This is a genomic window from Bradyrhizobium sp. (assembly GCF_019244115.1).
Classification (GTDB): Bacteria; Pseudomonadota; Alphaproteobacteria; order Rhizobiales; family Xanthobacteraceae; genus Bradyrhizobium.
In genome coordinates this window covers 1-3,530 of the sequence record NZ_JAFATE010000404.1, presented here as the reverse complement: position 1 = coordinate 3,530, position 3,530 = coordinate 1, and the positions used below count along the sequence as shown (strand labels likewise).

Here is a 3,530-nt window from a genome sequence, read left to right as displayed (position 1 = left end):
TCTTGCCAGACGGCGGCAGCGGCCGTATCGTTGCGCCAAGTTCGGAATACGGACATACGTTCGATAATCGAACAGGACGGGAGGAGACTCGATGGCGACCAAGGCGCAGGAGACGGCCGGCAAGACGATTGCGGCTGATGACACCGGCAACGTGAAAGTCGAGCGGCCGCAGACCGGCGCGGAATACCTGGAGTCGCTGCGCGACGACCGCACCGTCTATATTTACGGCGAGCGCGTCAAAGACGTCGCCGCGCATCCGGCGTTCCGCAACACCGCGCGCATGGTCGCCCGCCTCTACGACGCGCTGCATGACGACAAGCGCAAGCACCGGCTGTTGCTGCCGACCGAGACCGACAATGGCGGCATGACGCACGCCTTCTTCAAGGCGCCCAAAACCATGGACGATCTCATCGCCGGGCGTGACGCGATCGCGGAATGGGCCAAGATCACCTATGGCTGGATGGGTCGTGCGCCGGACTACAAGGCGGCATTTCTCGCCACGCTCGGTGCCAACGCGGATTTCTACGAGCCGTATCAGGACAACGCCAAGCGCTGGTACAAATTCAGCCAGGAGCGCGTTCCGTTCATCAACCACGCCATCATCCACCCGCCCGTCGATCGCGACCGGCCGCCGAACGAGGTTGCCGACGTGTGTTGCCATGTCGAAAAGGAGACCGATGCCGGCCTCATCGTATCAGGCGCCAAGGTGGTGGCGACCGGATCGGTGCTCACCAACTACACCTTTGTCGCGCATCACGGGCTGATCCCGTTGCAGGACAAGAAGTTCGCCGTGGTGTTCATGGTGCCGACCAATGCACCCGGCGTAAAGTTCATCTGCCGCGCCTCCTATGAGATGAGCGCGAGCGTGATGGGCAGCCCGTTCGATTATCCGATCTCCAGCCGCCTCGACGAGAACGACGCCGTGTTCATCATGGACAAGGTGCTGGTGCCCTGGGAAAACGTGTTCGTTTACGGCGACATCGAAAAAGCCAACAACTTCTTCCCGCGCACCGGATTTTTGCCGCGCTTCGTCGTGCATGGCTGCACACGCCTCGCTGTGAAACTCGACTTCATCAGCGGGCTGTTATTGAAGGCCACGGAGGCCGCCGGCACCAAGGATTATCGCGGCGTGCAGGCCAATATCGGCGAGGTGATCGCCTGGCGCAATCTGTTCTGGAGCCTGTCGGATGCGATGGTACGCGCGCCAAAACCATGGATCGGCGATTACGTGCTGCCGAACATGGATCCCGGCAATGCCTATCAGATCATCGCGACCATGGCCTATACCAAGGTCAAGTATCTGATCGAGCAGACCGTGGCCTCGGGCCTGATCTATCTCAACAGCCACGCGCGCGACTTCAAGAACGACGAGATCCGCCCCTATCTCGACCGCTATTTGCGCGGCTCTAACGGCTACAAGGCCGAGGAGCGCGTCAAGCTGCTCAAACTGCTGTGGGATTGTCTCGGCAGCGAGTTCGGCGGACGGCACGAGCTCTACGAGATCAACTATGGCGGCTCGACCGAAGAAATCCGCCGCTACTGCCTGTTCGGCGCGCAGGCCTCGGGCAATGCCGATCGCTTCAAGGGCTTTGCCGAGGAATGCATGGCCGAATACGATCTCGACGGCTGGAAGGTGCCCGATCTCACCGACCCCGGCGAGCTCAGCTACCACATGATGCGCAAATAGCGAGGGGTGCCCGATCGCCTTGCCACAATGAGAAACAGCGATCGCCCGCCAGTCCTCGCGCATCAGCGGTTCACAGCCGACCGCGCCGGCTTTGCCGGGCTTTCGCTGGCGGCGCGGTTCGAGCGGATCGTGCGCACGAATCTGTGGGGCGCTGCGACCTCGGTGTCCGGGCTCGGCTCCGAAGTCGCCGCAACCGCGGCGATCCGCGACGCGCTGCCCGGCCTGTTGCGGCGGCTGCAAGTGCGCTCGCTGCTCGATGCGCCTTGCGGCGATGCCACCTGGATCCTGGATTGCGCGCAGGGGCTGGATTATGTCGGCGTGGACATCGTGCCCAGACTGATCGCCGCCAACAGCGACCGCGCGGCGCGCAGCGAGATTGCCGCCCGTTTCGTCCTCGCCGACGTGACCAGCGATACGCTGCCCTCGGCCGACGCGATCCTGTGTCGCGACTGCCTGGTGCATCTCAGTTTTGAGAATATCCGCCGCGCGGTCGGCCGCTTCCGCGCTAGCGGCGCAAAATGGCTGCTGACGACGACGTTTCCGGAATGGGACGTCAACTCGGATTGCGAGGACGGCGACTGGCGCGCCCTCAATTTGCAGCGGCCGCCCTTCGAGTGGCCGGCGCCGGTGGAGCTGATCAACGAGCGCTGCGACGAGGGCGATGGCGGCTGGCGTGACAAGAGCCTTGGGCTGTGGCGCCTTGCCGATCTTCCCGAACTCAATGTCCCCGCGCCGGCGCGCTGAGATCGATCCGCTTCAGGCTGAGCGCGATCGGGATCATGACCACGCCGATCATCGCGAGCAGCCAGAACACGTCGATATAGGCCAAGAAATCGACCTGTTGCTGCAGGGTCTTCCCGACCCAGGCGATGGCCTGACCGGCCGCGTCGGCCGCGTTCGACCCTTGCGCCTGGAAGTAGCGCGTCACGGCGTCGATGGTCTGCTGATAGCCGAGATCGGATGGCGCGATATGCTCGACCAGCCGGCTCTGATGGAACTGCTGCCGCTGCGCCAGCGCGGTCTGCGCCAGCGCCACGCCCATCGAGCCGCCGATGTTGCGCGCGACATTGATCAGCGCGGAGGCCTGGTTGGTCTTGTCCGGCGGGAGGCCCTCATAGGAGGCGGTGGTGACCGGCAGGAACAGCAGCGGCAGGCCGATCGCGAGATAGACGCGCGCGAGCGCGGCATAGCCGTAATTGATGTCGCCGGTGATGCCGGTCAGATGCCACATCGAGAGCGCGGCGATGGCGGCGCCGGCCGCGATCAGGTATCTCGGCTGCACCATGCTGATGAGCTTGCCGGTGATCGGCATCATCACCATGGTGACGAGTCCGCCTGGCGACAGCACGAGCCCCGCGAGCATTGCGGTATAGCCGAACTCGGCTTGCAGCAATTGCGGCAGGATCTGCGTGGTGGCGATCACGATGGCGCCGGTGCCGAGCATGCACAGGAAGCAGGCGCCGAACTGGCGCCGGCCGAGCAGCCGGATGTCGACGATCGGCTCATCATGCAGGACCTCCCAGACCACCAGCGCAATCAGGCAGAACGCGGCGGCGCACGCGAAAGCCACGATCATGCTCGAGCCGAACCAGTCGTTGCGCTGGCCCTCGTCCAGCACGAATTCGAGCGAGCCGAGCCCGACGGCGACCAGAACGAAACCGATGTAATCGAAGCGCAGTCCCCGGCTCAGGAGCCGCGCCCGCTCCTCCTCGGCGCCCGACGGCTCTTTGACCAATGTCCCCACCAGGAACAAGGACAACAGGCCCATCGGCACATTGATGAGGAACACCCAGTGCCAGGAATAGGTGTCGCTGATCCAGCCGCCGAGCGTCGGCCCGATCAC

The 3,530-nt window shown here is 64.0% G+C and carries 3 protein-coding genes; 2 read left to right on the top strand and 1 reads right to left on the bottom strand.

The genetic code is table 11. The annotated features are described in order from the left end of the window. The first annotated feature begins 91 nt into the window (after positions 1-91). Positions 92-1,687 carry a 4-hydroxyphenylacetate 3-hydroxylase N-terminal domain-containing protein gene (locus tag JOZ76_RS17900; protein ID WP_291700291.1) on the top strand — a complete coding sequence of 532 codons (1,596 nt, stop codon included), beginning with the start codon at positions 92-94 and terminating at the stop codon, positions 1,685-1,687. Between the two features lie 27 nt (positions 1,688-1,714). Further along, positions 1,715-2,431, top strand: a complete 717-nt coding sequence (locus tag JOZ76_RS17895; RefSeq protein WP_291700288.1) for a class I SAM-dependent methyltransferase — start codon at positions 1,715-1,717, stop codon at positions 2,429-2,431. On the opposite strand, the gene JOZ76_RS17890 is transcribed toward JOZ76_RS17895, so the two are convergent. Continuing rightward, on the bottom strand, positions 2,406-3,530 hold a 1,125-nt coding region (locus tag JOZ76_RS17890), incomplete at its 5' end, for a DHA2 family efflux MFS transporter permease subunit (RefSeq protein ID WP_291700286.1). The genes JOZ76_RS17895 and JOZ76_RS17890 overlap by 26 nt on opposite strands.

What these genes read in the sequence shown, in the direction of transcription:
- JOZ76_RS17900 (WP_291700291.1), top strand. Translation starts at nt 92, where the DNA reads ATGGCGACCAAGGCGCAGGAGACGGCCGGCAAGACGATTGCGGCTGAT.
- JOZ76_RS17895 (WP_291700288.1), top strand. Translation starts at nt 1,715, where the DNA reads ATGAGAAACAGCGATCGCCCGCCAGTCCTCGCGCATCAGCGGTTCACA.